Below are 25,913 nucleotides of genomic sequence, written 5' to 3' on the forward strand. Positions count from 1 at the left end.
GGGAACCCCGGCCGAAAGGGCAGCATGGCGATCGAATTCCGTGGGGTCTCGAAGCGATATCCCGACGGCACGGCCGCCGTCGAGGACTTCAGCGTGCTCATCCCCGCGCACAAGACCACGGTGCTCGTCGGCTCGTCCGGCAGCGGCAAGACCACGTTGCTGCGCATGATCAACCGCCTGGTCGATCCGACGGGCGGGGTCATCACCATCGACGACGAGCCGATCTCGGAGCGCGACCCCGTCACGCTGCGCCGCGGCATCGGCTACGTGCTGCAGAACGCCGGCCTCCTCCCCCACTTCTCGGTCGTCGACAACATCGCGACGGTGCCGGTGCTGAACGGCGTACCGAAGGCGAGGGCGCGCGAGCGGGCCCTGGAGCTGATGGATGTCGTGGGCCTCGAGCGCGGTCTGGCCAAGCGGTATCCGAGCCAGCTGTCCGGCGGCCAGCAGCAGCGCGTCGGCGTCGCCCGCGCCCTCGCCGTCGACCCGAACATCCTGCTGATGGACGAGCCCTTCGGCGCCGTCGACCCCATCGTGCGCCGCGAGCTGCAGACCGAGACGCTCCGCCTGCAGAAGGAGCTCGACAAGACGATCGTCTTCGTCACCCACGACATCGACGAGGCGTTCCTGCTCGGCGATCAGGTGGTGATCCTCGAGAAGGGCGCGCGCATCGCCCAGATCGGCAGCCCCACCGAGATCATCGAGAACCCGGCGAGCGACTTCGTCGCCGACTTCATCGGCGTCGAGCGCGGCACGCGGGCGCTGCGCGCCAAACGCACCGCGCGCGGCACGGTGCTCGTCGACGAAGCCGGCCGCACGCAGGGCGTGCTCGTGGGGGACGAGCCGTGAGCTGGGTCGCCGATAACATCGACCTGATCTGGGCGCTGACGCTCGATCATCTGCGGCAGAGCACGATCGCGATCATCGCGGGCTTCGTGCTGTCGGTGCCTCTGGGGTGGCTGGCGTTCCGGTACACGAGGCTGCGGGGCACCGTGCTGACCGTCGTCGGGCTGCTGTACACGATCCCGTCGTTCGCGCTCTTCGCACTGCTCACCACGCTGTTCGGCATCCCCTACCAATCCGAGCTGAACCTCGTGGTGGGGCTCACGATCTACGCCGTGGCGATCTTGACCCGATCCGTCACGGACGGGCTCGCCTCGGTCGACACAGGCACGAGATCCGCCGCGGTCGCAGTGGGTTTCGGCGCCTGGCGACGTTTCTGGACCGTGGACTTCCCTCTGGCCGGCCCTGTGGTGCTCGCGGGGCTGCGCGTGACGGCGATGTCCACGATCTCGCTGGCGACCGTCGGAGCGCTCATCGGCGTTCAGAACCTGGGCTACCTGTTCACGAACGGGTCGCAGCGACGCATCATCGCCGAGGTGTTCGCGGGCGTCGTCGCGGTCGTCGTGATCGCGGTCGTCATCGACCTCCTGCTCATGCTGGCGGGGCGCGCGCTCATGCCGTGGACCCGGCGCCTCACTGCGCCGCGCCGCGCCCGGCCCCGGGCGGTGACCGTATGAACCTGCTCGCCGAGGCGTTCGCCTGGATCTTCTCCCCCGCGCGGCTGGCGGGCTCCCTGCCGCTGCCGACCGCGATCGCCCAGCACCTCGCGTACACGTTCGGCTCGGTGGCGATCGCGGCCGTCATCGCCGTCCCCGTCGGCTGGCTGATCGGTCATACCGGCAAGGGTCGCGAGGTAGCGGTGTTCCTTTCGGGGGCCGCCCGCGCGCTGCCTGCGCTCGGGCTCGTCGTGCTTCTCTACCTGCTGTTCGGGGTCTCGCTCAAGACCGAGGCCGCCGTCGCCGCTTTCGTGGTGCTCGCCATCCCGTCGATCCTCGCCGGGGCGTATGCCGGCATCGAGGCGATCGACCGCTCGGTGATCGACGCCGGGCGCGCGATGGGAATGACCCAGTGGCAGATCCTGTTCCGGATCGAAGTGCCGCTCGGACTCTCTCTTCTCATCGGCGGGTTCCGCTCTGCGACGCTGCAGGTGGTCGCCACGGTGACCATCGGCGCCTACATCGGGGTGGGCGGCCTCGGGTTCTACATCCTCCAGGGCATCGCGCTGCGCGACTTCGCCGAGATACTCGGGGCCTCGATCATCGTCGTGGTCCTCGCCCTCGTGCTCGACGGGCTCTTCGCCCTGCTCGCCCGCTTCGCCGTGCCTCGCACCGACGGCCCTCGCCGTCGGCCGTCACGAGCTTCCCGCACCGACACGGTCCGCTCGCTGCAGGTCTCCCACTGATCCCCCACCACCACACCGGAGGTACGACAATGTCCACAGCACGAACCCGCCTCGCGGCCGCCCTGGCCGGAACCGCGATCGCGGCGCTCGCCCTCGCGGGCTGCGCCTCGAGCGACCCCCTCGGCGACGACAGCGGCGACACCGGCGACACCGCTGACTCGTCGACCATCGTCATCGGCTCGCAGGCCTACTACTCGAACGAGATCATCGCCGAGATCTACGCGCAGGCGCTCGAAGGCGCCGGCTTCACCGTCGAGCGCAACTTCAACACCGGCCAGCGCGACGTGTACATCCCGTCGCTCGAGGACGGCTCGATCGACCTGTTCCCGGAGTACACCGGCAATCTGCTGCAGTACTTCGAGCCCGACACGACCGCGACTACTCCCGATGACGTCTATGCAGCCCTCGAGGACGCCCTGCCGGACGGGCTGACGGTCCTCGAGCAGTCGCCCGCCACCGATCAGGACTCGTACAACGTCACGGCCGCGTTCGCCGAGGAGAACGGACTCACCTCGATCGCCGACCTCGCCGGCATCGACGGCCTGGTGCTGGGCGGCGCGCCCGAACTCGAGGAGCGTCCATACGGCCCCCAGGGTCTCAAGGATCTTTACGACGTCGACGTCACCTTCAGCGCCACCGCCGACACCACCGTCGACGAGCTGGTCGCCGGCAACATCCAAGTCGCGAACGTCTACAGCGCCGACCCGCGCATCGCGACCGACGAGCTGGTGACGCTCGAAGACCCGGAGGGCCTCTTCCTGGCGTCCAACGTCGTGCCCGTGGTGAACGCCGATATCGCCGACGAGATCGCCGACGTGATCAACGCGGTGAGCGCCGCGCTGACGCCCGAGGGCCTCGTCGCGCTGAATGTCGAATCGACGGTGGACCAGCGCTCGTCTGAAGACATCGCCAAGGATTGGCTCGCCGACAACGGCCTCAGCTGACACCGCGAAGCCACCGACAGCGCCTCCGGCGTCGCCCGCCCAGGGCTGCGCAGGGGGCGCTGTCGTCGTGCCGGGGAGCCAGAGGCGCCCGAACCCGGGCACGCGACTTCGCTAGGTTGGCACCCAGCAGACCGCGAACAGGAGCCTCATGCCTGATCCCCTGCCTCCGGGCGACGCCGACACGGCGACTCCGGGCGCGCCCGCCGACGCATCGACTCCGGACGGCGCGCCCACCCCGCGGCGCTATCGCACACCCGACCTCGACGCCCCGCAGTACGCGGTCCCGGCCTACGCGGCGCCGGAACCCGGTGACGCCGCACCCTCGCCCACGTCGCCGGGCGCCCCGGGCCGGTACGCGGCACCTCACGGCTACGCGCTCGCCGGCACGGACCCGCGCGGAGCCGACCACCTGCTCCCTCCCTACGCGCGGGACGGCGCAGCTCAGGCATCCGGTCACCCCATCGGGCCCGGGTACCCCACGACCTCGGAGTACCCTGCTGCGCCGGGCTCGCCGACGGCACTCGGTGCAGCCGGGTACCCCGTGCCCGGAGGCCGTGACAGCCGGCCCAAGACGGTCGCCATCGTCGCGCTGGTCCTCGCCGGCGCCGGCGTGGTCCTGCTCTTCGCCGGTGCAGGGCTCGGGTCGAGCTCCGGCTTGCTCGCTCCTCTGCTGCTCCTCGCGGCATTCGTACTGTCGCTGGTTGCTGTGCTCAGCCGGAATCAGGGAGGCAAAGGCCTCGGCGCGGGCGCGCTGGCGACCTCGGTGCTGGCCGGCCTGGTGTCCATCGTGATCGCGGTCGCGTGGCTCGGACCGTTCAGCACTTCCTCCAGCGACGACGTCGTTGTGGACTCCGGCGACGGCTACTAGGACGAGTACGCCATCCCCGGCGTCGCCGCGCCGGGCACGGACGGCCAGCCCGAACCCGGCGCGCAGTTCCCGGCCCCCCAGCGGCCGACGGTGACGGAGACCGCGTTCGGGCACGACCTGGACGACATCTGGTGGTACGTCGTCGTGGTCGACAATCCGAATGCCGACTATGTGTTCGACGCCGTCCTCGACGCACAGGCGTACGCCGACGACGGCGCCGTCATCGGTTCCTCGACCGCCATCGCGACTCTGCTGTCTGGCCAGACCGCGGTCGTCGGCTACGTCACCATCGAGGGCGGAGAGCTGATCGACACCATCGAGGTGACCGTGCCTGAGGCCTCGCACGCGACGCTCTCGCCGGCTAACGAGACCGGCTCGTTCAGCGTCGACGGGCTCACGGGCACGCCCGATCCCGCCGGCACATCGACGCGCACCCCGCCGGGCACCGCGACGGGCACCGTGAGCGGGCGCTTCGCGGACGACCAGCGCTACGTCGCCGTCACCGTCGTCGCGCGGGCGGTCGACGGCCGCATCGTGCGCTCCGCCACGGCGTATGTCGACGAGGTGCCCGGCGACGGGACTCCGGTGCCGTTCGAGGCGTGGTTCGCCGAGTTCCCTCCCGACGTGACCCTCCAGGCCTCCGCTCACCGCTGAAGCGCCGTACGCTGTCGCCATGGCCGTGGGCGACGCGATGGTGTGGGGATTCGTCTCCGCGGTCGTCGCGCTGCCGGTGTACTTCCTGTGGTTCGCGTTCGACACGCACCGCCGTCGCCGGCGCGGCGAGACGCCGTCGCACTCGTCGGGCGGACTGCTCGGTGTCGAAGAGTTCTTCTACCCGACGGCGGAGAACGCCCGCGCGGTGTGGGAGGCGGAGCAGATCACGCCGGCACCCGCCCCTCTCCCCGGCGACGGCCCCGGCGTGATCGAGGGCAACCGGATCGTGATCGAGACCGGCCTCCGCAAGACCGCCTGAGACCGCTCGGATCAGCGCCGGCGCACGCGACGCACGATCGCGACGATGACCCGCCAGCCCACGAGGGCGACCAGCAGCGTGAGCGCCGCCACGATGATGAACGCGAGCGCGGTGCCCTGACCCGACACCCCGCGCAGCAGCATCCCACCGGCGACGGTGATCGCCCAGACGCCCAAGCCGGTGCGCACGGGCGCCGCCGGTGCACGCCACGCTCGCGTGACGAGCCAGCCGACACCCAGGCCGGCGAGGAACGGCCAGGCGGTCTGCCAGAGGCCGGTCCAGACGTCGGAGTCATGGCTCGCGCGACCGATGGCGGCGAACGCGATCACCAGCACGACGTCGACCCCGAGCGCGACCAGGACCGCGGCGCGGCTGACGGGACGAGCAGCGGCCACCGGTTCCGGCGCGGTCACGCGACGGCTTCTCTTCGCGGCGCCAGCCCCGGCGTCAGGGCCTCCCGCTCGTCGAACACGAAGCAGTCGCCGCTCCAGTGGTCGCCGCCCACGTGCTCGAAGTAGCCGAGGATGCCACCGTCCAGCTGGTAGGCCTCGACGCCCGCCTCGCGCAGGTAGATCGCGGCCTTCTCACATCGGATGCCACCGGTGCAGTAGCTCACGACGGTCTTGCCTGCGAGGTCGGGCGCTGCGGCGGCCGCGGCAGCCGGGAACTGGGTGAACCGCTCGATGCGCCAGTCGAGCGCACCGTCGAAGGCGCCGTAGTCGACCTCGAAGGCGTTGCGGGTGTCGAGCAGCACGACCTCGCGGCCGTCATCGTCGTGACCGCTGTCGAGCCAACGACGCAGCGTGGCGGGAGCGACGGCGGGCGCGCGATCGCCCTCCGGGCGAATGGTGGGGTGGTCCATGCGGATGATCTCGCGCTTGACCTTGACGAGCATCTTGCCGAACGGCTGCGCGTCCGACCAGCTCTCCTTCGTCGTGAGCCCGGCGAAGCGCGGATCCACCCGCAGCTCGGCGACGAAGCCGCGCACCTCCTGGGCGTCGCCCGCGAGGAAGAGGTTGATCCCTTCCTCGGCGAGCAGGATCGTGCCCTTCAATCCCGCAGCGACCGCGCGCTCTCGCAGCAGCGGGCGCAGCTCGCCGGTGTCGTCGATGCGCGTGAAGAGGTACGCCGAGATGTTGAGAACGGATGCCACCCCTCCAGCCTAAGGAGCCCCCGCGGCGTCCTGTGCAGGAGCGGCCGCGCACCTGGCGGGTTCAGCGCCCTGAAACCGCCGCACACGGCGGTCGCGGCATCCGTCACCATGAAGTGAGGATCGACGTACGCCGCAGCGCCGCGGCGGACCAGAACGACGGAGACCCCATGCCCGAACTGACCGCACCACCCTTCGATCCCGAGCTCCACGCCGCGCTCGACCTCATCGCCGAGGTCATCAAGCCCACGCTGACGCCCGACATGATCCCGCTGATGCGCGAGATGCCCGCCGACCCGACGCTGGATGAGCAGGTCGCTGCCGTCGGCGCCGTCCACGAGGAGCGCACGATCGCCGGCTACGACGGCGGCGAGATCGTGCTGTCGATCTACCGTCGCCCCGACCAGACCACGACGGGGCCGGGGATCTACCACATCCACGGCGGCGGCATGGTGCTCGGCAACCGCTTCATGGGCGTGCAAGCCTTCCTGCCCTATATCGCCAGCCACGAGGCCGTGGTGGTGAGCGTCGAGTACCGCCTCGCGCCGGAGTTCCCCGACCCGGTGCCGGTGGAGGACTGCTACGCGGGCCTCGTGTGGACGGCGGAGAACGCCGACGAGCTCGGCATCGACCCGACGCGGCTGATCGTCGGCGGGGCGAGCGCGGGTGGCGGCCTGTCGGCCGGAGTGACGCTGCTCGCCCGCGACCGCCAGGGTCCGCCGCTGCGCGCCTCGCTGCTCATCTATCCCATGCTCGACGATCGCAACGAGTCGGTGTCGGCCCTGCAGATCCAGGGAATCGGTGTGTGGGACCGCACGAGCAACTTCACCGGATGGAACGCCCTGCTCGGCGACCGCCGCGGCACCGACGACGTGTCGATCTACGCCGCTCCCGGCCGCGCCGAGGACCTCTCGGGTCTGCCGCCCACCTTCATCGACGTCGGCAGCGCCGAGGTGTTCCGTGACGAGGACGTCGCGTACGCGTCGCGCATCTGGGCGGCCGGCGGGGTCGCCGAGTTGCACGTGTGGCCGGGCGGCTTCCACGGGTTCGACGGGTTCGCACCGCAGGCCCAGATCTCGATGGCGATGATCGAGACGCGCAACCGCTGGCTCACCCGCATGCTCGACGCCTGAGTCACGCTGCTGATCCCCGCCCGCGTAGGGTGGGGCTCAGCAGCGTCGAAGGGGATGCCGATGAAGGAACTCGTGGGCAGGCTCAGCGCCCTCGATCCCGAGGCGAGCGAGACGCTCAAGGTCATCGCGTACTTCGATGCGCTGGTCGACGGCCGCGTCGGCGCCGAGGGGATGCTGCGCGGAGCCGCCGTGCTCAGCGGCGCGCCGATCGGGCACGTGCGCGCCGGTCAGGCGGAGGGGCGCCGCTTCGGCGTGGATGGTGCCGAGTCGGCGCCGGGCCGTCCCGACGACTGGCCGGCTGTCCCTTCCGCCGACGGCTCGACGGTGTGGCTCGAGCGCGCCGGGGCCGCTCACGCGAACGACGCCATGGTGCTCGAACGGCTGGCGATCGCGCTGTCGATCCAGTCGGTGCGGCTCGACACCAGCGCGCCCACGCGTCGCGCGGTCGAGGTGCTGCTGGCGGGCGACGCCTCGGAACAGGAGCGCGAGGAGGCGGCCGCCCGGCTGTCGCTGGGCGCCCACACCGCGATCCACGCGGTCGCCGTGCCGCCGACGGTGCGCCTCGAGCGCCCTCTCGCCCACGCGGTGGTGGCGACGCGATTCGGCCTCGCGCGCGCCGCTCTCTCGCCCGACGATCGCGCGCCCGCACCCCGAGCGGGCATCGGGACGGCAGCCTCGGGGCTGTCCGACCTGCGCGAGTCGTGGCGCTCCGCCCTCGTCGCGCTGCGCCTCGCCGACGACGACGAGCCCGTCGTGCGCGCCGCCGACCTCGGCCCGCTGCTGGAGCTCGCCGAGACCGAGGACCTGCGCGCGTCGCCGCATCCCGACGTGCTCGGGATCGACGCGCTGCTGGCGACCGCCTGGAGCGAACGGATGCTGCGCGCCCTGGCGAACGGCGCTTCTCAGCGCTCGCTGGCCGCCGCCGCCGGTGTGCACCATTCCACGATGGGCGCACGGCTGCACGAGCTTCCGACGCGGCTCGGGTACGACCCGTCGACAGCGCGCGGGCGCACACGCCTCGACGTCGCGCTGATGCTGCACCGGCTGGCGCACGCGCGGTTCGATCCCGGCCGCGATCCGTAGACCCGCATCGCCTCGCGGTCAAGGGCCTCGCCACGAGATCGCGAGCGCCGCACGCTGGAGTCAGTGCAGGGGGCGCGACGCGCGGCCCTCGTTCCTCCCAGGAGACCTCATGACCGACCCCACAACTCCCCAGCCGCTGCCGGACCAGACCCCGCCGGGTGGGATGCCTCCCGGACCGGGCAGCCCTGACCCGGGTCCCGGCCCCAGCATCCCGTCGCTGCCGGACGAGCCGCTGGCTCCCTGGCCCGACGAGCCGCTGGCGCCCCACCCGGAGGAACCGCCGCTCCCGCAGACGCCCGAGACGCCCCGACCGTAGGCGGCGCTCCGGGTCAGGCGCGCACGGCGTCGCTGCGGTCCTGCAGCAGCTGTTCGGCTACGGCCCACATCCGCGCACCGTCGACAGGGTCGGCGAGCCGTCGATACGGGCGCACGGGGCCGGCCGCCCCACCGAAGTGCAGCGCACCCGTAGGCCCGAAGAAGCCTGGGGGCGGCGCATTCGTCACCGCGGCCAGCAGCGCGGGCTGCGCGGCCTGTGCAGGCGTATTGCCGAGGCCGTCGGCGAGTCGGCGTCCGAGCCCGCCGCGATCGCGGGCGCGCATGGCCGGCGCGATCCCGGTGTCGGGAACCACGCCGGGATGACTGAGGTGCACCGTGACGCCCTCGTCTTCCGCCGCCGCGCACCGGGCGAGTTCGTAGCCGAACAGGCCCAACGCCACCTTCGACGCCCCGTACGCGCGCAGCGGGGAGTAGCGGCGCTCGCTCTGCAGATCGTCCCAGCCCAGGCGCGAGACGCCGGCGGCCAGACTCAGCTGCACGACAACGCGCGCTCCCCGCTCCTTCAGCAACGGCAGCAGAGCCGTCGTGAGCGCGAAGTGCCCCAGGAAGTTCGTCTGGAAGTGCAGCTCGAAACCATCGGCGGTCATATGGCGCTCGCGGTCGCCGAGCAGCACGATGCCGGCGTTGAGCACGACCAGATCGAGGGGCGTGCGATCGGCCAGGATCGCCGTGGCGAGCGCGCGCACCGAGTCGAGGCGCGCGAGGTCGAGGTCGACCAGGTCGGCACGCGCGTCGGGCGCAGTCTCCCGGATGCGTTCGACCGCCCGCTCACCCTTGACGCAATCGCGCACCGGCAGCACGAGATCGGCGCCCGCCGCGGCGACGCCGCGCGCGATCTCGACGCCGACGCCGTCGCTCGCGCCCGTGACCAGTGCGGTGCGCCCACGCAGATCGGGCAGCGTGACCGGCGACGCCTGGGTGCGAGACATGGGTCCTCCGTTCGGCTCCGTCTCGGAGGAGGACGGACGGATGCCGCTGATACCTGCCCGCACCCCCGGCGGGCCTGCCTCAGCCTGGCGCAGGGGCGCCTGCGGGCGCCAGAGGTCGCGTCAGACCGGCGAAGGAATCGGAGGAAGGGCCGGCACTCCGGCCTCGACCGCACGCCCCGCCTCGAACAGCACCTCCTCGCCGAACGCGGGGCCGATCAGCTGCACACCGGTGGGCATGCCGTCGGCGCCGAGACCCGTGGGCAAGGCCAGCGCCGGCAGTCCGAGGAAGTTGACGACCACCGTCAGCCACAGGTCGCGCCAGGCGCGGTCCGCGGCCTCCTGACCGCCCAGGTCGTAGTCGGGCTCGCGCATGCGCGAGGTCGACACGGGCCCCAAGATCACGGGCACGTCCACCTGCAGCCGTCGCCACTCCGCCGCGATCGCGGCTCGGCGTGCCCAGGCCTCCGCGTACTCGCGCGCCGACTCGTACGGGCGCGCCGCCGCCGTGCTGTCGCGCAGGAATGCCGTGGCGGAACGCCCGAGCGGCAGACCGAGGGCCGCGGGGTCGAGCGAGATGAGCATGTCGGTGCACGACAGCCGCCGCCACAGCACGGCCGCCTCCTCGAGCAGGGGGACACCGACGTGGACGATCTCCCAGCCTTCACGCGCGAGGGATGCCGCGGCCCGGTCGATTCCGGCCGCCACCTCCGGGTGCACCTCGAGGCCCGCGAGATCGCGCGCCACGCCGACGCGGCGCGGCACCGCGTCGGGGTGCACCGCGGGTGCGGCGAGCGACACCGGGTCGTCGGCATCCCCTCCCTGCAGGAGCCCGAGTGCGAGCGCGACGTCGTCGACGCGCCGCGCCATGGGCCCGTTCACGGAGAACTGCTGGAGCGTGAGCGCCACCGGCTGCTCGCGCACCGCCGCGCGTGGCACGCGCCCTTGCGACGGGCGGAGGCCGACCACTCCTGCCGCGTAGGCGGGGAGGCGGAGCGAGCCGCCGAAGTCGTTGCCGAGGCCGATGGCGCTCATCCCGGTCGCCACGGCGACGGCGTCGCCTCCGCTGGATCCGCCGGCACTGCGCGCGCGGTTCCACGGGTTCAGCGTGCGGCCGAACACGTCGTTGTCGGTGTCCCACCGCATCCCGAAGTCGGGCATGTTGCCCCGCGCGATGGGCACCGCCCCGGCCTCCCGCAACCGCCTCACGACGGTGGCGTCTCGGACCGGCACGGCGTCGGCAAGCCCCCGCCAGCCGTTGGTCGTCGCCGACCAGGTGAGGTCGATGTTCTCCTTCACCGAGATCGGCACGCCCGCGAGGGGCCCGGGGTCGCGACCCGCCGCGACCGCGGCATCCACTTCGGCGGCCGTGGCCCGCGCACGGTCGGCGAAGACCACGGTGAGCGCGTTGAATGCGGGATCGACCCGCGTGATGCGGGCCAGATGCTCCTCCACGACCTCCTGCGCGCTCACTTCCCCCTGCCGCACGGCAGCGGCGATCGCGGTGGCGGAATCGAGGGAAGGAGGCGGCTCGCTCATGTCGGTCCCATCCCACCATGAGCACGCGAACGCCGGCGATCGGCACGGCCGGGTAGCGCTCTGGAGACGCCCAGGCAACCCCCCTTGCGAACAACGACGGCGCGCGTACCTTCGTTCTCAGACCCCGCGACCGCGCGCCCGGGAGCTTCAGCCCCCGGCGGACGGCGATCGCGGATGGTGAGCGCGGAGATCGCTCCCCCAGTGGCGGTTCTCCCCGGCGCCCCGACGCTGTCCGCCCGTCCCCGCCGGCGGACAGCGCCATGTCGGGGCGACATCGTGCGATGCCCCGCCACCGTGCGCCACTAGAGTCATGCCCATGGCATCAGGCAAGCAGCAGCAGAAGCCCGAACCCGAGCTCCACGGCGGCGTCCTCTCGGGTGGCGGAAGCTCCACCCTCTGGGGCTGGCTCATCGGACTCGTCGTCTTCGTGTTCGTGGCGGTTCCCATCTCGATCGCGGTCCGCTTCGCGACGCACCCGGCGACGCAGTCGCTGTTCGGCGGACGCCTCGAGGACGCGACCAGCGGCGCCTACTCCGCGTTCTGGTGGATCGTCGCGCTGTTCCTCTTCGCCATCCCCGTGCTGGTCGGCTGGGGCGTCGCGAAGCTCTCCGGCCGCACGCTCGCGATCATCGTCGGCATCGTCGCGGTGTTCTTCATCGCGATCCTCATCCTGGGCCAGCTGTTCTGATCCGACACGGGTGAACCTGCGGGCACCCGGTCGTCGTGGCGCCCCGCGATAATGGGACCATGACGACCGGGTACAGCGCGATCTCGAGCTACTCCCGCGTCGAGATCATGCACCTGCTTCAGGAGCGCCCGCAGCGGGCGATCTCCGAGCTGGTCGAGGCAACCGGTCTGCACGCCAACACCGTGCGCGAGCACGTGCAGCGCCTCATCGACGCCGGCTACGTGATCGCCGAGACCGAGCGCCGCACCACGCGCGGACGCCCTCGCGTGCTCTATTCCGCGGCCACCGGCTCCGACGCGGCATCGAGCCCGGTCGCCGTCCGCCGGGCGGAGGAGGCTGCTCGTCGCGGGGATCTGCTGCGCCGTGTGTACGGATCCGACGCGCACGCCGAACTCGGCGCAGACGCACTGCACCAGCTCGACGCGCTCGTGGAGGACCTCGGCGACGCCGGCTTCGACCCTCTCGTCGACGAACGCGACCTCACGGTCGATCTGACGCCCTGCCCGCACGTGCCCGCCGCCGAGCACCGCGGCGTCCTGTGCAGCGTGCACATCGGACTCATGGACAGCGTGCTCGCGCAAGCCGGTGGCCCGCTGCGCGTCGAGGGGATCGCACCGTCGTGCGACCCGACCCAGTGCGTCGTGCAGCTCGCCGCTTCGCGCGGCTGATTCCCGGCGCGTTCAGCGCACCGCGGCCGTGACACGCACCCGGTCCGGCCGCGCGTAGACGTTCATCGACGATCCGCGCACGAACCCGACCAGGGTGAGCCCCGAGGCCGCGGCCAGCTCGACGGCCAGCGACGACGGTGCCGACACGGCGGACAGGATCGGGATGCCGGCCATCACGGCCTTCTGCACCAGCTCGAAACTCGCGCGGCCCGACACCTGCAGCACCGTTCCGCTCAGCGGCAGGCGGTCCTGGAGCACAGCCCAGCCGACGACCTTGTCGACGGCGTTGTGCCGGCCGACATCTTCCCGCAGCACGAGCAGCTCGCCGGACGCGGCGTCGAACAGCGCCGCCGCGTGCAGACCTCCGGTCTTGTCGAACACCGTCTGTCCGGCGCGCAGGGCGTCGGGAAGACCGGCGAGCATGGTCGCATCGACGGCTGCGGCATCCGTCCCGACGTCGTAGCGCGACTGCTTCTCGATGGCCTCGATGGACGCCGTGCCGCACACGCCGCACGAGCTCGTCGTATAGAAGTTGCGGGCGATGTCGGTGACGAGCGGTGCGAGCTCGGGCGCGAGCGCGACGTCGAGGACGTTGTAGGTGTTCTCGCTCGAAGTCGTCGGCTCCGCGGGACCGATGCCGATCGTGAGCAGCGGGGTGGACGGCACAGCCGCGGTGCCCGGCCCACCGCAGTGGATCGCCGAACGCAGGTCTGCAGCGGCCGAGATCACACCCTCCGAGACCAGGAATCCGGCGGCGAGGTCGAGGTCGTTGCCGGGCGTGCGCATCGTGACGGTGAGCGGCTCACCGGCGACGCGGATCTCCAGCGGCTCCTCCACGACGAGCGTGTCGGCGCGGCGGCGCACCGCGACGTCTCCCTCGTTCAGCACGATGCGGGTGACGGGGGTGCGCGTGGTGATGCGGCCCATCTCAGCCGCCGATCGCGTTCATGCCCCGCGCAGGCTGCAGGAACGACGGGTCGTTGATCGCATGCCCCGGCAGCTTGCCGTGCACGCAGGAGCGCAGCATCCCATCGACCTCGCCGTCATCACCGCCCGCGCGGAGGATCGGCAGCAGGTCGTACTCCGTGGTCGAGAACAGGCAGTTGCGCAGCTGCCCGTCCGCGGTCAACCGCAGTCGGTCGCAGTCGCCGCAGAACGGGGCCGTCACCGACGCGATCACCCCCACCGAATGCGGACCGCCGTCCAGCGTCCACCGCGCCGCAGGCGCCCCACCCCGACCCGGCACCGGCGTCAGCGTCCACCTCGCGGACAGCGCGGCGAGGATCTCGTCCTGCGTCACCATGCGCGACCGGTCCCACGTGTGGCCCGCGTCCAGCGGCATCTGCTCGATGAACCGCATCTGCGCGTCGTGCGCGGTCGCGAACTCCACGAGATCGACGAGCTCGTCGTCGTTCACGTCCCGCATCGCCACCGCGTTCAGCTTGAGCGGCCGCAGCCCCGACGCCCCGGCCGCCGCGATCCCCTCGAGCACGTCATCCAGCCGGTCCCGGCGGGTCAGTGCGTGGAACCGATCGCGGCGCAGCGTGTCGATCGAGATGTTGAGCCGGGTCAGCCCGGCCTCGACCAGCCCTGGCAGCAGCTCGGGCAGCCGGATGCCGTTCGTGGTCATCGCGATCTCGACCGGCCGGCCATCCGGTCCCGTGATCGCCGACAGCCGGCGGACCACGTCGACGATGTCGGTGCGCAGCAGCGGCTCGCCGCCGGTGAGCCGGAACGTCGTGATGCCGTCGGCCGCGGCCACCCGTGCGATGCGCACGATCTCGTCCAGGGTCAGGATGCTCGTCTTCGCGAGCCACTCGTTGCCCTGCTCGGGCATGCAGTAGGTGCACCGCAGCGAACAGCGATCGGTCAGCGAGATCCGCAGGTCGCGGTGGACGCGCCCGTGCGTGTCGACCAGCGGTGCGCCGATCGCCGCCACCGGCGCCATCCCTTCGAACGCGCCGAGGTCCGCGGATGCCGCGGGGAGAGGCATCCGTCGACCGATCGTCACCGGGATCGCACTCACGCGTCCGGCTCCGATCGCTGCGCCCGGCTCGCCATGTCTCCGAGGGTAGTCGCGCCGCGGACGGCCGGCGCCGCTGCAACCTCATTATTCACGGCGGAGAGGCTCGCGTCCGCCCCGGAATCCTGGGAATCTGGGACCATCGGGCGCCCCTGGGGATTCGTCGCCCGTGTGGTCTGACCACATGCTACGGTGATCAGACCCAGTCCGGAACGATCGGAGAATCGCATCGTGGATCTGCTGGACCCTCTGCTGCTGGCGCGCTGGCAGTTCGGCCTCACGACGCTGTACCACTTCCTCTTCGTCCCCCTCACGCTCGGCATGGCGCTGACGGTCGCGATCTTCCAGACCGCGTGGTTCCGCACCGGCAACGTGAAGTGGCTGCACCTGACGAGGTTCTTCGGGAAGATCTTCCTGATCAACTTCGCCATGGGCGTCGTCACGGGCATCGTGCAGGAGTTCCAGTTCGGGATGAACTGGTCGTCCTACTCGCGGTTCGTCGGCGACGTGTTCGGCGCCCCGCTCGCCTTCGAAGGGCTCATGGCCTTCTTCTTCGAGGCGACCTTCATCGGGCTGTGGATCTTCGGCTGGGACAAGCTGCCCAAGGCGCTGCACCTGGCGAGCATCTGGATCGCGACGATCGGCGCGTGGTTCTCGGCGTACTTCATCCTCGCCGCGAACGCGTTCATGCAGAACCCGGTCGGCTTCAAAATGGCCGAGGACGGCTCGCGCGCCGAGATGACGGACTTCTGGGCCGTACTGACGAACCCGGTGGCGCTCGCCGCGCTCCCCCACACCCTCTTCGCGGCGTTCATGATGACCGCCGGCGTGATCGTGTCGATCTCGGCGTGGCACCTGCTGCGCAAGCAGAACGTCGAGATGATGCGCTCGTCGCTCAAGTTCGGCCTCTGGGGCCTGATCGCCGCCTTCGCCGGCGTCGCGATCTCGGGCGACCAGCTCAGCCTCGTGATGGTGGCGACGCAGCCGATGAAGATGGCGGCCGCCGAGGCGATGTTCGACAGCGCCTGCGGGGCGGACGCCTCGTTCTCGATCTTCACGCTCGGTACGCCCGACGGCACGAGCGAGCTCTTCTCGATCCGCGTGCCGTACCTGCTGGCGCTGCTGTCGACGCACTCGATCGACGGCTGCGTCGAGGGCATCAACGACCTCAACAACCTCTACACGACCGAGCTGTTCCCGCAGTTCGCCGACCAGGTCGACGGCAACTTCGCGCCGATCCTCTGGGTCACGTACTGGGCGTTCCGCTGGATGATCGGCCTCGGCGGCGTCGCGGCGCTCGTCGCCGTCGTGGGCCTCTGGCTCACCCGCAAGAAGGCCAAGCGCGAGGTTCCCGCGTGGGCCTGGCGCCTCGCGATCTGGGCCTGGCCGGCCTCACTCCTCGCGATCCTCGTGGGCTGGGTCTTCACCGAGATGGGCCGCCAGCCCTGGATCGTGTTCAGCCTCATGCTGACCGAGGACGGCGTCTCGCCCTCGGTGCCCGGTTGGACCGTGCTCATCTCGCTGACCGCATTCACTCTCATCTACGCGGCGCTGGCGGTGGTCGAGTTCGGCCTCATCCTGAAGACCACGAAGAGGGGCCCGGAGCCCCTCCCCGAGCCCGGAGCGCCCGATGCGCGCGACCTGGCGGTCGAAGACACCCCGACGACGGTCTACTAAGGGCTGCAGGAGCACATCATGGATCTCGCCTACCTCTGGTTCTGGATCGTCGGCTTCCTCTTCGTCGGCTACTTCGTGCTCGACGGATTCGACTTCGGCGTCGGCATGTCGCTGCCGTTCCTCGGCAAGAACGACATCAGCCGCCGCCAGGTCATCAACACGATCGGCCCCGTGTGGGACCTCAACGAGACCTGGGTCATCGTCGCCGGCGCCTGCCTGTTCGCCGCGTTCCCCGAGTGGTACGCGACGCTCTTCAGCGGGTTCTACCTCGCCCTGCTGCTGATCCTGCTCGCGCTCATCCTGCGCGGGGTCTCGTTCGAGTACCGTCACCAGCGCGATTCGCTCCGCTGGAAGAAGGGCTTCGACACGATGATCGTGGTCGGCTCCGCGGTGCCGGCCTTTCTGTGGGGCGTCGCCGTCGCGAACATCGTGCAGGGTGTGCCGCTGGACGTGGACCACGAGTTCACCGGTTCGCTGCTGACACTGCTCAACCCCTACGGACTCTTGGGCGGCCTCACGACGCTGCTGCTGTTCTTCACGCACGGTGTGTACTTCGTCGCGCTGAAGACCGACGGCCAGGTCGCCGCCGACGCACGCCGGCTCGCCGGACGAGCGGGGCTCCTCACGATCGTCGTCGCGGCGGCGTTCCTGGTGTGGACCGTCGCCATGGCGTTCTCCGAGGGCCGCGACTTCGCGATGGTGACCGCGATCCTGTCGGCGGTGGCGGCGGTGCTCCTCATCGCCTCCTGGATCTCGAACGCCCGCGGGCGCGAGGGCTGGGCCTTCGGGTTCGGCGCCTTCACGATCGTGACCGCGGTGCTGGCGGTGTGGTTCGCGCTGTTCCCGTACGTGATGCCCTCGACCGGCGACCCCGCGGGCTCGCTCACGATCGAGAACGCGTCGAGCACCGACTACACGCTGACGATCATGTCGTGGGCGGCCCTCGTCTTCCTGCCGCTGGTGCTCGCCTACCAGGGCTGGACGTACTGGATCTTCCGCAAGCGCGTCACACGCTCCCGCATCGAGAAGGCGGCTGCGGCGCCCGCGCACTGAGGCGTCGGTGCGGGTGCCTCGGGCCGAGGCATCCGTCCTCCGCGTCAGCTCGCCGACAGGCGCGTCCGCGAACGCGTCGGCGACAGAGCGACGGATGGGTAGGGTCGAAGAGCAATGAGTGAGACGGATGCCCCGCCTCGCGTGAACGGCAAGCCCGTCGACCCGCGGCTGCTGAGGTACGCGAGCGCCTCTCGCGGCTTCTTCGTCGCCATCGCCGCGATCGCGGCGGCGCAGACCGCGGTGATCGTCGCGTTCGCGTGGCTGCTGACGCGCGCCGTCACCGGAGCCATCGACGGGATGCCGTCGGCCGAGCTCGCCGCGACGCTCGGCGCGCTGGCGATCACGGTCGCTCTCCGCGCCGTACTTCTCTGGGCCCGCGAGGCCGTCGCCGCCCGCGCGGCCGCTCGGGTGCAGGGCCAGCTGCGCTCAGGGCTCGTCGAGGCGATCGGCGTGCTCGGACCCGAGTGGCTCGGCGCCCGCAACTCCGCCGCCCTCGCGGTGACTGCGGGACGGGGCCTCGACGCGCTCGAGGCGTACTTCGGCCGCTACCTTCCGCAGCTCGTGCAGACTGTCGTCGCGACACCGCTGATCCTCGCGGTGATGTGGTGGCAGGACTGGATCTCCGGGCTGACAGTCCTGCTCACGCTCCCCCTGATCCCCCTCTTCATGGTGCTCATCGGCCTCGCCACGCGCTCGGTGCAGCACCGGCAGTGGCGCACGCTCCAGCGCCTCGCCTCACGGTTCGCCGACACCGTGCAGGGGCTCTCGACGCTCAAGGTGTTCGGTCGGCAGCACCGGGCCGCGGCATCCATCGAACGGGTCACCGACGAGTACCGTCGCGAGACGATGCGGGTGCTGAGGGTCTCGTTCCTGTCGGGGTTCGCGCTCGAGTTCCTCGCGTCGATCGCCGTCGCGATCGTCGCGGTGTCGATCGGCTTCCGGCTCATCGACGGAGCACTGACGCTCGCCGTGGGCCTCTTCGTGCTGCTGCTCGCCCCCGAGGCGTACCTGCCCTTGCGCCAGGTCGGCGTGCAGTTCCACGCCGCGTCCGAGGGCGTTGCCGCGACCGACGACGTGTTCGACGTGCTCGACGCCGCGCGCACCCTGACGATCCCGAATACTCGAGGCGTTTCGTCTGCGGGCGCGAGAGCGCCCTTCGCTCAACGACCGGGGCTGGAGGAACCGCTGGTCGAGCGAGCGAGGAACGCGCGAGACGAAACGCCTGCACCCGGCGCACACCTCGTGCTCGACGGCGTCCGCGTCACACGCGGGGAGCGGATGCTGCCGCCCGTCGACCTGACGGCCGGGCCGGGCACCGTCACGCTCATCGAGGGACCGAGCGGCGCCGGCAAGTCCAGCCTCTTCGCCGCACTGCGCGGCGCCGCGATGTTCGACGGGGACGCCTCCTGGGACGGCGCCGACGTGCGCGCCCTCGCACCGTCTGCGTGGCTCGCGTGGGCGGGCCAGCGGCCGGGGCTCCTCACCGGGAGCATCGCCGACAACGTCACGCTCGGCGACGCGGCCCCCGATCCGGCGGCGGTCCGGCGTGCGCTCGACCTCGCGTGCGCCGGCGCGCTCGACCCCGCCCAGGAGCTGGGTGTGCAGGGCGCGGGACTGTCGGGCGGCCAGGCGCAGCGCGTCGCGGTGGCCCGCGCGTTCTACCGGCACCTGCGCGGCAACGCCCCGGTGATCGCGCTCGACGAACCCAGCTCGGCGCTGGACCCCGAGACGGAGGGCCGGCTGTGGCGAGGCATCCGTCTCCTCGCCGACGAGGGCGCGACGGTCCTGCTGATCTCGCACCGCACGTCGGCGCGCGCCATCGCCGACCACGTCGTGCGGCTCGAGTCGAGCGAGGTGCTCGCATGACCGCGCAGGCCTCGACGCCAGGGGCGGTGCTGAGGGGCGCGATGCCTCCCGCGCGGCGGTTCTGGTGGGCCCTCGCCGCCGGCTTCGCGTCAGAGGCCTCGGCCGTCGCCCTCCTCGCGGTGAGCGCCTGGCTCATCGTGCGCGCGAGCGAGCAGCCGCCGGTGCTCTACCTGTCCGCCGCGGTCGTGGGCGTACGGTTCTTCGCGATCTCGCGGGCCTCGTTCCGTTACCTCGAGCGACTCACCGGCCACGACGCCGCCCTGCGGCAGCTCGCCTCGACGCGCGCCGACCTCGTGCGCCGACTCGTGCCCCTGGCCCCGGACGGCCTGGCCCGCACCCGCCGCGGCTCGGTGCTCGGTGCCCTCGTCGACGACGTCGATGAACTGCAGAACCTCCCGCTGCGGGTCGTGCAGCCGCTCGTCTCGTCGGCGCTCGTCGCGCTCGGCGCCGTCGTCCTGGTGGCGTTCGTGTGGTGGCCGGCCGCCCTGACCCTGCTCGCATGCCTCGTGGTCGCCGCCGCGATCTCGACGCTGTGGGGATGGATGTCGGGCGCCCGCGCCGAGCGCGCCATCGCGCCGCTGCGCGGCCGCCTCGCCGACGCGGTGCTCGACCACATCGGCAGCCTCGACGTGCTCACGGCGTTCGGCGCCGAGGCGCAGAGCCGGGACCGCATCGCGCGGGCCGACGCCGACCTGCGGCGCGCCATCGTCCGCCGCTCGGGAGCGCAGGCCGGCACCGCCGCCCTGGTGTCGCTCCTCGCCGGTGCCGCATCGATCGCCGCGGTGCTGGTCACCGCACCGGGTGCGGCGTCAGGCGCCCTGACCGGCCCGTCGCTCGCCGTCGCCGTGCTGGTGCCGATGGCGGTGTTCGAGGTGTTCGCGTCCGTGCCGATGGCGGCGTCGGCGTGGCGACAGGTCCGCGCGTCGGCCGGGCGCATCGCCGACTCGCTGCCGGCCGCACCGCCCGCCGGACTCGCTCCCGAGACCGTCGAGCCCACCGGCGACGCCCCGGCGCTCGGCGACGGCATCCGCCTGCAGGCCGCCGGCGTGCGGTGGCCCGGCGCCGCCCGGCCCGCGCTGCACGATATCGACCTCACGATCCGGCCCGGCGAGCGCGTCCTCGTCATGGGATCGAGCGGCGCCGGCAAGAGCACCCTCGCGCACGCTCTCGTGCGGTTCCTCGAGACGGAGGGCGGCTACGACATCGGCTCCCGCTCGGTGCACGACCTCTCCCCCGACGACGTGCGGCTCACCGTCGGCCTGTGCGAGCAGCATCCGATGCTCTTCGACGAGGACATCCGCCAGAACCTGCTGTTCGCGCGCGACACCGCGACGGACGCCGAACTCGAGGCCGCGCTCGATCGCGTCGGCCTCGGGCCGTGGCTGCGCGAGCGCGGGGGGCTCGGCGCCCGCGTCGGCGAGCGCGGCGCGCTCGTGTCAGGAGGACAGGCGCAGCGGATCGCGCTGGCGCGGGCGCTGCTGCGGGGCTTCCCCGTCCTGGTGCTCGACGAGCCGACTGCGGGAGTCGACCCCGAGGCCTCCGAACGCCTGCTCACCGATCTGCTCGGCGCTGTCCGTGACGACCAGGCCGTGGTGCTCATCTCACATGTGGCGGTACCCGACGGCCAGGTCGACCGCGTCGTGCGCATCGAGGACGGGCGTCTGGTCGTGTGATCCGGGGCGCGTCGGCACCGACGCAGAGGCACGCCTCGTGAGCGACGGCATCCCGCGCCTGGTCTCGGGCGAACCGCGCCTCCCCGGCTGAACCGACGCGGTCACGGCTGGGCGGACTCCGCCGCGGCCTCCGCCGTCGCGGTGATGCGCCGCGCCATCCCGGCGAAGATGAACCCGTGGAACGGCACCACCGCGAGCCAGTAGAGGCGCCCGGCCAGTCCGCGCGGGAAGAAGACGGCGCGCTGATCGTAGCGTGAGCCGCCGCGATCGCCATCGGGCGACGCCTTCAGTTCGAGCCAGGCGAGCCCCGGCACCTTCATCTCGGCGCGCAGGCGCAGCATCCGTCCCGGATCGAGAGCCTCCACGCGCCAGAAGTCGAGGGCGTCGCCGACGGCGAGCCGCCCCTTGCTGCGTCGTCCGCGCGCGAGCCCGATGCCGCCGACGAGGCGGTCCATCCATCCGCGGATCGCCCACAGCAGGGGCGACGAGTACCAGCCGTTCTCGCCGCCGATCCCCTCGATCACGGCCCACAGCGCAGCGGGCGATGCGGGGGTGTGCGCGGTGCGCACATCGGTGAAGGCGACGCGTCCCGCCCAGTCGGGGTCGTTCGGCAGCGGATCACTCGGCGCGCCCAGCACCTCGGCGTCCTGCCAGCTGGTCTCGATCGCGTCGGCCTCGACCCGGCCGAGCGCGAGCCGCACCGCCGTCCGGTAGGGCGTGAGTCCGCCTTCGGGCGGCGGGATCAGGGCGTCGATCGCGTGGTCCTTGACGATGCACTCGTTCTGCAGCGACTCGACGAGCGGTCGCGCGATCGAGCGCGGAATCGGGGTCACGAGGTTCACCCAGTGCGACGCCAGCCGGGGCGTCAGCACCGGCAGCGCGGCGATGGGCCGTTGCCGCAGCCCCGCCTCGACCGCATACCCGTTCATCATCTGGCCGTACCGCAGCACGTCCGGCCCGCCGATGTCGACCGCCCGGTTCACGTCGGCGGGCAGACGCGCGGCGCCCAGCAGGTAGTGCAGCACGTCGCGCACGGCGATCGGCTGGATGCGATTGCGCACCCACTTCGGGGCCGGCATGTACGGCAGCACCTCGGTCAGGTGGCGCACCATCTCGAAGGACGCCGACCCCGACCCGATCACGACGCCCGCCTGCAGCACGATCGTCGGCACCCCGCTCCCGATCAAGGTCTCCCCCACCTCGACGCGCGACTCGAGGTGCGGCGACAGTGTGACGCCGTCGGGGTGCAGCCCGCCGAGATACACGATCCGGCCCACTGCGCCCTGGGTCGCCGCCCGCGCGACCGTCTGGGCCGCAGCGCGGTCGGCGTCGGCGAACTTCGTGCCGCCCGACATCGAGTGGACGAGGTAGTACAGCACGTCGACGTCCTGAACCGCTTCGCCGACGGATGCCGCGTCGGCGGCGTCTCCGCGGACGATCTCGACGCGGTCGCCCCAGGGGAACGCCGCGGCGCGGGCAGGGTCGCGCGCCAGCACGCGGACCTCGTACCCGGCGTTCAGCAGCCGCGGCACCAGGCGTCCGCCGATGTAGCCGGTGGCTCCGAGAACGAGCGCGCGCGGCGCAGAGCCGTCCGCACGCGCAACAGCGGTCAGTTCCGGCTCGCGGCCGGTCGGTGCCGAGACATCGTCCACGCCCGCAGACTACGGGAGGCTTCCCGCCTCCCCAACGGCTTGACGGCGGGGTGCCGAGGGCATACGTCAGAGACGCGTGGCGAAGACCTGCGTACCCTCCGGCGACGGCAGCGGCTCGAAGCCGACGCGCGGATAGAACGCGACGGCACCCGTGTTGTCGGACGACGCGACGAGGTGGAGGCCGGGCACGCCCGCGTCGCGGAGAGCCTCCTCGAGCGTCTCGATGAGGCGGCGGCCGAGCCCCTGCCCCTGGGTCTCGGGCAGCAGATCGATGTGCAGGTGCGCAGGGTACGCGTCGCCGAACGGCTGAGCGCCGCCACGGCGCGCGTACGCGTAGCGGACGATGCCGTCCTGCCGGGAGACGCTCACCGGCAGCGGGTCCCCCTGCGGCTTCGGCCACCGCTCGGCGAACCGCGGCCACCACTCGGTCTTGAACCAGTCCTCGAAGGCGGCGGAATCCGGCGCCCCGACGACGTAGCCCACGACGCGCTCATCGTCCGTCTCGACGACGAACGCGAACTCGGGGTGACGCGCCGCGTACGGGAGCACGAAGATCTCGGCCCAGAGGTCGTCGTCGTCGAGCAGACCGGTGGCGTCGGCGCCGGCGTCCGCGGTCTTGAGGCAGATCTCGGCGAGGGCGGGCTCGTCACCCGGCCGGAAGGGGCGGATTCGCGTCACCGGCCGAGTCTATGGCTGCGGCCTCGACGACGAAGCGCACGTCGGCCGGGTCCACCCGCAGCGTGATCAGGTCCCCCGGCGCGAGCCCCGCGGCGCGGTCGGCGGTGACATCCACCGCGACGTCGGGATCGGCGGTGCGCACCCGCACGCCCGCGGGCGTCTGCTCGAGCCGCACGATGTGCGCGGTCCACTCCCCCGCACCGCTGAGCGCCCCGTCGACCACCCGCACGTCGCTGGGCCGGAAGACGGCCGCGAGCGAAGGATGCTGCACCCCCGCCGGTGCCGGCAGCACGAGGTTCCCCGCACGCCAGGACGCGGCATCCACCGTCCCGACCACCCGGTTGAGGCCCGCCACCGCCGCCGCGAACCGCGTCGCCGGCGACGCGAGCACCTCGCGGACCGGACCGGACTGCGTGACGCGGCCGTCCTCGAGCACGACGAGGCGGCTCGCAAGCGCCACCGCGTCCACCGCGTCGTGGGTAGCGACGACCGCCGTGGTGCCCGTGGCGGCGAGCTGCTGATGCAGGAGGGCGCGCACGTCGCCGGCGGTCTCGGTGTCGAGCGACGTCAGCGGCTCGTCGAGGAGGATCGCGGCGGGCGCCGTCGCGAGTGCACGCGCGAGCGCAACGCGCTGTTGCTGGCCCCCCGACAGCTGCGCAGGACGGCGCCCGCCGAGATCCTCGAGGCCGACGCGCCGGAGCCAGTCGACGGCTCCGTCCGCGGCGGCGGCTTTGGTCGCGCCGTGCACGCGCAGCCCGAACGCGACGTTGTCGCGCGCGCTGAGGTGCGGGAACAGGCGCGGATCCTGCCCGAGCAGCACCACGCCGCGCGACGCGGGCGGTGTGCGGCGTGCGGGAGACTCGTCGAGCGTGCGACCGCCGAGACGGATGTGACCTTCGTCGAATCCCGTCAGCCCCGCGAGCACCCCGAGCAGCGTCGACTTGCCGGCGCCACTCGGACCCATGAGGGCGACCACGGATCCGCCCGGCACCTGTACGACGGCGTCGAGGGCGAACCCGCCGCGACGCACGACCACGCGGGCATCGAGCCCCGCTGCGGCGCCGGGGGCAGCATCCCTCCCTCGCTCCGGCACGACTCCGCTCATCGCGGGGCCTCTGCCCGCCAAGCGCGCACGAGGAGCAGCACGCCGACCGCGGTCACGAGCAGCAGCAGCGACAGCGCGACGGCCGTGCCCTGTGAGACGCCCGCGCCATTGAAGGCGGTGTAGATCGCGAGCGGCATGGTCTGCGTCACTCCGGGGGCGTTCCCGGCGAACAGCGCCGTCGCCCCGAACTCGCCGATCGCACGCGCGAAGCACAGCACGATGCCGGCGACCAGCCCCGGGGCGGCCAGCGGGAGCGTCACCCGGGCGAGGATCGTCCAGCGCCCCGCCCCGAGGCCCGCCGCCGCCTGCTCGAAGCCGACCCCCGTCGCCCGCAACGCTCCTTCGAGTGCGAGCACGAGGAAGGGCAGCGCGACGAAGGTCTGGGCCATCACGACGGCCGTCGTCGTGAACGGGATGCGGATGCCCCAGTCCGCGAGGATGCCACCGAGCCAGCTGGTGCGGCCGAAGAGGAACAGCATCGCCACACCGCCGACCATGGGCGGCAGCACGAGCGGCACCGTCACGAGGGCGCGCAGGACGGCTGCCGTGCGCACCGTGCTCCGGGCGATGAGGAGCGCGAGCGGCACCCCCAGCACGACGCACACCGCGGTGGCCGCCGCCCCGGTCGTGAGCGAGAGTCCCAGGGCCGACAGCGCCTCGGGCGAGGTGACGTCGCTCCACAGCGTCCCCCACTCGACCCGCAGCACGAGCGCGCCCAGCGGCAGGATGAGCAGTGCGAGCCCGATCACGGCGGGCACGGCGAGCACACGCGGCACGAACCCCGCGCGTTCCTCGCGTGCGGGCGCGTGGGCCGCTTCGGCGGTGGTCACGGCGCCCCGAAGCCGAGGCCCGCGAGCACCTCCTGGCCCTGGCCGCCCCGCACGAACGCGACGAACGCGTCGGCGACCGCGGGGTCCGCTGCGGCAGAGAGCGCCACGATCGGGTAGCGGTTCACGACATCCCCGGCTCCGTCGACCTCGACCGCGTCGACGTCGTCGGTCGTCGCCGCGTCCGTCACATACACGAGTCCCGCGTCCGCTTCACCGGCAGCGACCTTGGTGAGCACCGCCGTCACGTTCTGCTCGTAGCTGTCGACGCTCGCCGTGACGCCGGCGTTCGAGAGCAGCGTCGCGGACGCCGCCCCGCACGGCACCTCCGCGGCGCACAGCACGACGGTGAGATCGGCGTTCGCGAGGTCGTCGAGGCTCTCCACGTCCCCGGGGTTGCCGGCGGGCACCACCAGCACGAGCGTGTTGGTCGCGAACAGCTGCGGACCGGACGCCAGCTTCTCGTCGACGACCTTCTGCATGCTCTTCTCGTCGGCCGACGCGAACACCTCGACCGGAGCACCCTCGATGATCTGGGTCGCGAGCGTCGACGAGCCGTCGTACGTGATCGGCTGGACATCGACGGACGGATGCTGCGCCTCGAACTGGGTCGCCAGTTCATCGAATGCCGCCTTCAGCGACGCGGCCGCGTACACCGTGAGGTCTCCGGCGAGCTCGGGATCGGCCGAGGTCGTCGGCGCGGTCGTCGCCGGCGGACCCTGATCGGCGCCGGTCGCGCAGCCGGTGAGCAGCAGCGCGAGCGAGGCGAGGACGACGGCGGTGCGCACAGGCGCGGAGCACGGCAT

The 25,913-nt window shown here is 72.0% G+C and carries 27 protein-coding genes; 16 read left to right on the plus strand and 11 right to left on the minus strand.

The genetic code is table 11. The features are described 5' to 3' along the window. The first annotated feature begins 24 nt into the window (after nt 1–24). From AC3A46_RS04165 to AC3A46_RS04195, 7 genes are all read left to right on the plus strand, one after another. Nucleotides 25–849, plus strand: a complete 825-nt coding sequence (locus AC3A46_RS04165) for an ABC transporter ATP-binding protein (RefSeq protein WP_487663949.1) — start codon at nt 25–27, stop codon at nt 847–849. Next, nucleotides 846–1,520, plus strand: a complete 675-nt coding sequence (locus AC3A46_RS04170; protein ID WP_487663950.1) for an ABC transporter permease — start codon at nt 846–848, stop codon at nt 1,518–1,520. The genes AC3A46_RS04165 and AC3A46_RS04170 overlap by 4 nt, the downstream gene beginning before the upstream one ends. Next, nucleotides 1,517–2,245: an ABC transporter permease gene (locus AC3A46_RS04175; protein ID WP_487663951.1), complete on the plus strand. Its 729-nt coding sequence runs from the start codon at nt 1,517–1,519 to the stop codon at nt 2,243–2,245. Before AC3A46_RS04170 ends, AC3A46_RS04175 begins: the two co-directional genes overlap by 4 nt. A 29-nt stretch (nt 2,246–2,274) precedes the next feature. Then, the gene (locus AC3A46_RS04180) at nt 2,275–3,189 is read left to right on the plus strand and encodes an ABC transporter substrate-binding protein (RefSeq protein ID WP_487663952.1); all 915 of its coding nucleotides are present in this window, start codon (nt 2,275–2,277) and stop codon (nt 3,187–3,189) included. Nucleotides 3,190–3,337: 148 nt separating this feature from the next. Next, nucleotides 3,338–4,057, plus strand: coding sequence for a hypothetical protein (locus AC3A46_RS04185; protein ID WP_487663953.1), 720 nt, complete (start codon nt 3,338–3,340; stop codon nt 4,055–4,057). A 90-nt stretch (nt 4,058–4,147) separates the two neighbouring features. After that, nucleotides 4,148–4,711, plus strand: coding sequence for a hypothetical protein (locus tag AC3A46_RS04190; RefSeq protein WP_487663954.1), 564 nt, complete (start codon nt 4,148–4,150; stop codon nt 4,709–4,711). A 19-nt stretch (nt 4,712–4,730) separates the two neighbouring features. Further along, entirely contained in the window at nt 4,731–5,030 is a 300-nt protein-coding gene (locus AC3A46_RS04195) for a hypothetical protein (RefSeq protein WP_487663955.1), read from the plus strand. 11 nt (nt 5,031–5,041) lie between these two features. Here AC3A46_RS04195 and AC3A46_RS04200 read toward each other — a convergent pair whose 3' ends face one another. Together AC3A46_RS04200 and AC3A46_RS04205 are read right to left on the minus strand one after the other, a co-directional pair. Then, nucleotides 5,042–5,443, minus strand: a complete 402-nt coding sequence (locus tag AC3A46_RS04200) for a DUF3054 domain-containing protein (RefSeq protein ID WP_487663956.1) — start codon at nt 5,441–5,443, stop codon at nt 5,042–5,044. Then, nucleotides 5,440–6,183: a sulfurtransferase gene (locus AC3A46_RS04205; protein ID WP_487663957.1), complete on the minus strand. Its 744-nt coding sequence runs from the start codon at nt 6,181–6,183 to the stop codon at nt 5,440–5,442. Before AC3A46_RS04205 ends, AC3A46_RS04200 begins: the two co-directional genes overlap by 4 nt. Nucleotides 6,184–6,350: 167 nt before the next feature. Here AC3A46_RS04205 and AC3A46_RS04210 point away from each other — a divergent pair, with 167 nt between their 5' ends. The 3 genes from AC3A46_RS04210 (at nt 6,351) to AC3A46_RS04220 (ending at nt 8,712) form a co-directional block, all read left to right on the plus strand. Then, on the plus strand, nt 6,351–7,313 hold the full coding sequence (locus tag AC3A46_RS04210; protein ID WP_487663958.1) for an alpha/beta hydrolase: 963 nt from the start codon (nt 6,351–6,353) through the stop codon (nt 7,311–7,313). 60 nt (nt 7,314–7,373) lie between these two features. Next, nucleotides 7,374–8,396 (plus strand): helix-turn-helix domain-containing protein, encoded by a 1,023-nt coding sequence (locus AC3A46_RS04215; protein ID WP_487663959.1) that lies wholly within the window; start codon nt 7,374–7,376, stop codon nt 8,394–8,396. A gap of 109 nt (nt 8,397–8,505) precedes the next feature. Continuing rightward, nucleotides 8,506–8,712: a hypothetical protein gene (locus tag AC3A46_RS04220; protein ID WP_487663960.1), complete on the plus strand. Its 207-nt coding sequence runs from the start codon at nt 8,506–8,508 to the stop codon at nt 8,710–8,712. 13 nt (nt 8,713–8,725) lie between these two features. Here the strand turns inward: AC3A46_RS04220 and AC3A46_RS04225 are convergent, their stop codons facing one another. Continuing rightward, entirely contained in the window at nt 8,726–9,661 is a 936-nt protein-coding gene (locus tag AC3A46_RS04225) for an SDR family oxidoreductase (protein ID WP_487663961.1), read from the minus strand. Nucleotides 9,662–9,781: 120 nt separating this feature from the next. Next, nucleotides 9,782–11,197, minus strand: a complete 1,416-nt coding sequence (locus AC3A46_RS04230) for an amidase (RefSeq protein WP_487663962.1) — start codon at nt 11,195–11,197, stop codon at nt 9,782–9,784. Nucleotides 11,198–11,513: 316 nt separating this feature from the next. Between AC3A46_RS04230 and AC3A46_RS04235 the strand changes: the two genes are divergently transcribed. Next, nucleotides 11,514–11,885 carry a hypothetical protein gene (locus tag AC3A46_RS04235; RefSeq protein WP_235560214.1) on the plus strand — a complete coding sequence of 124 codons (372 nt, stop codon included), beginning with the start codon at nt 11,514–11,516 and terminating at the stop codon, nt 11,883–11,885. A 59-nt stretch (nt 11,886–11,944) separates the two neighbouring features. Beyond that, a complete protein-coding gene (locus AC3A46_RS04240; RefSeq protein ID WP_487663963.1) occupies nt 11,945–12,553 on the plus strand; it encodes an ArsR family transcriptional regulator in 609 nt (202 codons plus the stop codon). Nucleotides 12,554–12,565: 12 nt separating this feature from the next. On the opposite strand, the gene fdhD is transcribed toward AC3A46_RS04240, so the two are convergent. Continuing rightward, complete coding sequence (gene fdhD / locus AC3A46_RS04245) at nt 12,566–13,480, minus strand: formate dehydrogenase accessory sulfurtransferase FdhD (RefSeq protein WP_487663964.1); 915 nt, start codon at nt 13,478–13,480, stop codon at nt 12,566–12,568. 1 nt (nt 13,481) lies between these two features. Next, on the minus strand, nt 13,482–14,546 hold the full coding sequence (gene moaA, locus AC3A46_RS04250; protein ID WP_487664058.1) for a GTP 3',8-cyclase MoaA: 1,065 nt from the start codon (nt 14,544–14,546) through the stop codon (nt 13,482–13,484). A gap of 261 nt (nt 14,547–14,807) precedes the next feature. Here moaA and AC3A46_RS04255 point away from each other — a divergent pair, with 261 nt between their 5' ends. From AC3A46_RS04255 to cydC, 4 genes are all read left to right on the plus strand, one after another. Continuing rightward, nucleotides 14,808–16,253, plus strand: a complete 1,446-nt coding sequence (locus AC3A46_RS04255; protein ID WP_487663965.1) for a cytochrome ubiquinol oxidase subunit I — start codon at nt 14,808–14,810, stop codon at nt 16,251–16,253. 18 nt (nt 16,254–16,271) lie between these two features. Further along, nucleotides 16,272–17,306 carry a cytochrome d ubiquinol oxidase subunit II gene (gene cydB / locus AC3A46_RS04260; RefSeq protein ID WP_487663966.1) on the plus strand — a complete coding sequence of 345 codons (1,035 nt, stop codon included), beginning with the start codon at nt 16,272–16,274 and terminating at the stop codon, nt 17,304–17,306. A 114-nt stretch (nt 17,307–17,420) separates the two neighbouring features. Then, entirely contained in the window at nt 17,421–19,172 is a 1,752-nt protein-coding gene (gene cydD / locus AC3A46_RS04265) for a thiol reductant ABC exporter subunit CydD (protein ID WP_487663967.1), read from the plus strand. Then, the gene (cydC, locus tag AC3A46_RS04270) at nt 19,169–20,845 is read left to right on the plus strand and encodes a thiol reductant ABC exporter subunit CydC (protein WP_487663968.1); all 1,677 of its coding nucleotides are present in this window, start codon (nt 19,169–19,171) and stop codon (nt 20,843–20,845) included. The genes cydD and cydC overlap by 4 nt, the downstream gene beginning before the upstream one ends. Before the next feature lie 101 nt (nt 20,846–20,946). Here cydC and AC3A46_RS04275 read toward each other — a convergent pair whose 3' ends face one another. The 5 genes from AC3A46_RS04275 to modA form a co-directional block, all read right to left on the minus strand. Continuing rightward, nucleotides 20,947–22,497 carry an SDR family oxidoreductase gene (locus AC3A46_RS04275; protein ID WP_487663969.1) on the minus strand — a complete coding sequence of 517 codons (1,551 nt, stop codon included), beginning with the start codon at nt 22,495–22,497 and terminating at the stop codon, nt 20,947–20,949. A gap of 66 nt (nt 22,498–22,563) precedes the next feature. Further along, nucleotides 22,564–23,175 (minus strand): N-acetyltransferase family protein, encoded by a 612-nt coding sequence (locus AC3A46_RS04280; protein ID WP_487663970.1) that lies wholly within the window; start codon nt 23,173–23,175, stop codon nt 22,564–22,566. Beyond that, nucleotides 23,144–24,280: a sulfate/molybdate ABC transporter ATP-binding protein gene (locus AC3A46_RS04285; protein ID WP_487663971.1), complete on the minus strand. Its 1,137-nt coding sequence runs from the start codon at nt 24,278–24,280 to the stop codon at nt 23,144–23,146. The genes AC3A46_RS04280 and AC3A46_RS04285 overlap by 32 nt, the downstream gene beginning before the upstream one ends. Then, complete coding sequence (locus tag AC3A46_RS04290; RefSeq protein WP_487663972.1) at nt 24,277–25,110, minus strand: ABC transporter permease; 834 nt, start codon at nt 25,108–25,110, stop codon at nt 24,277–24,279. Before AC3A46_RS04290 ends, AC3A46_RS04285 begins: the two co-directional genes overlap by 4 nt. Then, nucleotides 25,107–25,913, minus strand: coding sequence for a molybdate ABC transporter substrate-binding protein (gene modA / locus AC3A46_RS04295; RefSeq protein WP_487663973.1), 807 nt, complete (start codon nt 25,911–25,913; stop codon nt 25,107–25,109). Before modA ends, AC3A46_RS04290 begins: the two co-directional genes overlap by 4 nt.

It is taken from the genome of Microbacterium sp. Soil_C_42 (assembly GCF_057656735.1).